Annotated in this window: 5 protein-coding genes; 2 read left to right on the forward strand and 3 right to left on the reverse strand. The window is 63.8% G+C overall.

The window, feature by feature from the left end; genetic code table 11:
• Together EN932_RS30730 and rnd are read left to right on the forward strand one after the other, a co-directional pair.
• Nucleotides 1-1,071: MFS transporter (locus EN932_RS30730; protein ID WP_128369325.1), on the forward strand; the 1,071-nt coding region annotated here is incomplete at its 5' end.
• Between the two features lie 75 nt (nucleotides 1,072-1,146).
• Nucleotides 1,147-2,298 carry a ribonuclease D gene (gene rnd, locus EN932_RS30735; RefSeq protein ID WP_128369326.1) on the forward strand — a complete coding sequence of 384 codons (1,152 nt, stop codon included), beginning with the start codon at nucleotides 1,147-1,149 and terminating at the stop codon, nucleotides 2,296-2,298.
• Between the two features lie 55 nt (nucleotides 2,299-2,353).
• Here the strand turns inward: rnd and EN932_RS30740 are convergent, their stop codons facing one another.
• From EN932_RS30740 to EN932_RS30750, 3 genes are all read right to left on the reverse strand, one after another.
• Nucleotides 2,354-2,773, reverse strand: coding sequence for an MAPEG family protein (locus tag EN932_RS30740; protein WP_013532284.1), 420 nt, complete (start codon nucleotides 2,771-2,773; stop codon nucleotides 2,354-2,356).
• Nucleotides 2,774-2,810: 37 nt separating this feature from the next.
• Complete coding sequence (locus tag EN932_RS30745) at nucleotides 2,811-3,434, reverse strand: hypothetical protein (RefSeq protein WP_127369638.1); 624 nt, start codon at nucleotides 3,432-3,434, stop codon at nucleotides 2,811-2,813.
• The coding region (locus EN932_RS30750; RefSeq protein WP_206618979.1) for an IMP dehydrogenase at nucleotides 3,385-4,123 on the reverse strand (739 nt) is incomplete at its 5' end. The genes EN932_RS30745 and EN932_RS30750, both read right to left, overlap by 50 nt.

The raw sequence follows: 4,123 nt of genomic DNA on the forward strand, positions 1-4,123 counted from the left end.
GCCATCACCCGCATCATAAAGGCGGTCGGCCATATCAGGGCATTTTCGGCGCTGGCGGCAATCGCCTCAGTCGGCACCTTGCTCCTGGTGCTGGTCATCGATCCGGTGATGTGGTGCGCGGTGCGTCTTGCCGGCGGCTTCTGCTTCGCCGGGCTGTTCACCATCGTCGAAAGCTGGCTGAATTCCGGCGTCAGCAATCACGATCGGGCACGCGTGCTGGCGATCTACCGGATGGTCGACATCGGTTCGGTGACATCAGCCCAGTTCCTGATCCCGATCTTCGGCGCCGGCGGTTTCGCTATCTTCGCCATCATGTCGATGATGATCACCCTATCGCTGGTGCCGGTGTCGCTCGGCGACCGCTCCAACCCGACACCACCCGAAGAGGTCAAGCTCGACCTGGCGCGCGTCTGGCGGATTTCGCCGCTGGGCTGCTTCGGCTGCATCGCCGTCGGCGTCACCAACAGCGCCTTTCGCACCTTGTCGCCGGTTTATGCCGAGCAGATCGGCATGTCGGTCGCCGATGTCGTGACCTTCGTCAGCGTCGGCATCTTCGGCGGCGCCATCATCCAGTATCCGCTCGGCTACCTCTCCGACCGCTGGGACCGGCGCCGGGTGCTGCTGATGACGACCTGCTGCGCGATGCTTTCGGCGCTGGCGCTGGTGTTCATCGCCGGTAGCAATCCGCTGCTCAACTTCGTCCTCGTCTTCATCTTCGGCTGTTTCGCCATGCCGCTCTATTCGTTGTCGGCGGCCCACACCAACGATCGCGCCGACACCGGCGAGTTCGTGCTGATCAACGCGGCGCTGATGCTGTTCTATTCCTTCGGCGCGATCGGCGGCCCGTTCGCCGCCTCGACGGCGATGCAATATTTCGGACCGGGCGCCCTGTTTGTATTCAGCGCGGTGGTCTATGCGATCTTCATCGCTGTCATCCTCTACCGCATGCAGGCTCGGTCCGGCGTGCCGGCGGGCAGGCGCGGCCGCTTCATTGCGCTCCTGCGCACTTCGACGGTTTTCGCGCGGCTGGCCAGGAGAAACGGCGATTCCGACGGTCCGGGAACCTCATGATGGCGGTGCCAAAGCTTGACGAAAGCCCCGGCGGCTGAAATCTAGGAAGACCTTACTCCTGCCAAAAGCGATTTGATGCACGTCATCACCACCCAGAAAGAACTCGAGACCGTTCTCGCCGCTTTCGAAAAGTCGGATTTCGTCACTGTCGACACCGAATTCATTCGAGAAACGACGTTTTGGCCGATCCTGTGCCTGATCCAGATGGCCGCTCCCGGCTTGACGGCACTGATCGATCCGCTGGCTACCGATATCGACCTGAAGCCGTTCTTCAGGCTGATGGCCAACGAGGCGGTGGTCAAAGTCTTCCACGCCGCGCGGCAGGACATCGAAATCATCGTCCATCTCGGCGATCTGGTTCCGCATCCAGTGTTCGACACGCAAGTGGCGGCGATGGTCTGCGGCTTCGGCGACAGCGTTTCCTACGATCAGCTCGTGCAGCGCATCACCGGCGCGCGGCTCGACAAGTCGTCGCGCTTCACCGACTGGCGCCACCGGCCGCTTTCCGACAAGCAGCTCGACTATGCGCTGGCCGACGTCACCCATCTGATCGAGGTCTATCAGCACCTCAGCGCCGAACTGGAGCGGGAAAACCGCGCCCATTGGCTTAACGAGGAAATGGAGGTCCTTACCTCCCGCGAAACCTATGATCCGCATCCCGAGGACGCCTGGAAGCGGCTGAAGATGCGGCTGCGCAAGCCGCAGGAACTGGCGATCGTGCAGGGCGTTGCGGCGTGGCGCGAGCGCGAGGCGCGCGAACGCGACGTGCCGCGCGGCCGCGTGCTCAAGGACGACGCGATCTACGAGGTGGCGCAGCAGGCGCCGCGCGACGCGGCAGCCCTGGGCAAGCTGCGCACGACGCCGAAGGGCTGGGAACGCTCCTCGACGGCGACGGCGCTGCTCGGCGCGGTCAACACCGCCCTTGCCTTGCCCAAGGAGCAGATGCCGAAACTGCCAAAGAGTTTCCAGCCGCCCGAGGGCTCGAGCGCCGCGGCGGAACTGTTGAAGGTGCTGCTGCGGATCGTCGCCGAAAAGGAAGGCGTCGCCTCCAAGGTGCTGGCCTCCAGCGACGACATCGACCGTATCGCCGCCGAGGGCGAGGAAGCCGACGTACCGGCCCTGCAGGGCTGGCGGCGCGCGGTGTTCGGCGAGGCCGCGCTCAAGCTGGTACGCGGCGAGATCGGCATCAAGTTCGACAAGCGCAAGATTGCGGTGTTCGACCTGTAGACGTCCCTCGCGGATTTTCCTTCTCCCCTTGCGGGAGAAGGAAAAAGTGCCCTGCTCAAACCATGCCGAGCAGGTGCAGCGCGAACCAGATCCATCCCAGCAGGAGAATCACCGCACTGACGAAGAATGACCGGCTGCGCAGCAGCAGATTGTTGCTGGTCAGGTGAACCCAGGCGTGGAAATAGCGCGATGCGACGAAAATCCACATCAGCGCCAGGGTCAGATAGTTGACGCCGTTGGTCAGGTGCAGCGTCAGGCACAGCACATAGAACAGCACCGGCAGCTCGAACTGGTTGGTGAGATTGGCGGCAACGGTGACGCTGGAGGCCGGCTCGGTCGAACGCACCTTGAACTGAGCTGGCTTCGCCTCGCCTGACCTGATTGCGCCGTATCTGCGGCGACCCAGGATGCAGTAGACGATGTAGATCAGCAGCACATGCGCCAGAACAGGCCAGAAGATCGTGGTCTGGTTCACGAAGTTTCCCCTACCCGGCTAAGCTTTGCGCGCGGCATCAGGCCAGGCGTTTCTGGCCTGCCAGCCAGAAGGCGGCAATGACGATCACCGGGACGGCGAAAAGCGCGAATTTGGTGACGGTGAGCGCCGAAGCCAAAGACAGCGAGTCCGGATTCGCCGACAGGAAATCGGACAGAAGCCGCGCTACCGCGATGTTCTGGGCGTAGTCGGCAAGCGTGTAGGGCAGCACCAGGACCAGCGCGAAGATCGACTGCAGCTGCACCGGCTGCACGCGGAAAGCCTTCAATCGCCGGCCGGTGGCCAGGATCAGGCTGACCAGCGTCACAGACAGCAGCGCCGGGAACAACAGAGCGAAGGTCAGATAGTGCCAGACGAGAATGATCTCGCCGCCGCGCCGGCCGAGTGCCGTCAGCCAGGCCATGCCTTCGTCCGGAGTGAAACCGAAAATACGCATGTCGAGTGATGGCAAGCCGCCGCTCAACTGGCGGAAGTAGAGGAATTCCATAGCCGTCATGGCGGTGAAAACCACCGCCGACAGGAAACAGAGTGCGCCTGCGTGGCGCGGCAGCCGCAGGATCGTTGCCGTCAGGCTCCGCCCGAGCCCGTACTGGTCAGGCTCCGCCGGGATAGTTCGGGCTTTCGCGGGTAATCGTGACGTCATGGGCGTGGCTTTCACGAAGTCCGGCATTGGATATGCGCACAAAGGTGGCGCGCTCGCGGAAATCGGCAAGGTCGCGGCCACCAACATAACCCATAGCGGCTTTCAGCCCGCCCGCAAGCTGGTGCAGCACACCAGACACAGGTCCTTTGTAGGGAACCTGCCCTTCGATGCCTTCCGGGACCAGTTTCAGCGTGTCGCGCACCTCGGCCTGGAAGTAGCGATCGGCGGAGCCGCGGGCCATGGCGCCGACCGAGCCCATGCCGCGATAGGCCTTGAAGGAGCGGCCCTGATGCAGATAGACCTCGCCCGGGCTTTCGTCGGTTCCGGCCAGCAGCGAGCCGATCATGGCCGCACTGGCGCCTGCGGCCAACGCCTTGGCCAGATCGCCGGAATATTTGATGCCGCCATCGGCGATCACCGAGACGCCGGATTTGTGCGCCGTCTCGACCGCCGACATGATGGCCGAGAGCTGCGGCACGCCGACGCCGGCAACGATGCGGGTGGTGCAGATGGAACCCGGGCCGATGCCGACCTTGACGGCGTCGGCGCCGGCGTCGATCAGCGCCTGCGTGCCCGCGGCGGTGGCGACGTTGCCAGCCAGGATGCGGACGGAGTTGGATAGTTTTTTCGCCCGCGTGACGGCGTCGAGCACGCGCTGCGAGTGGCCATGCGCGGTGTCGATCACCAGA

The sequence above is a fragment of the Mesorhizobium sp. M7A.F.Ca.US.002.01.1.1 genome (assembly GCF_004022955.1).
In the GTDB taxonomy this organism is placed as follows: Bacteria; Pseudomonadota; Alphaproteobacteria; order Rhizobiales; family Rhizobiaceae; genus Mesorhizobium; species Mesorhizobium ciceri.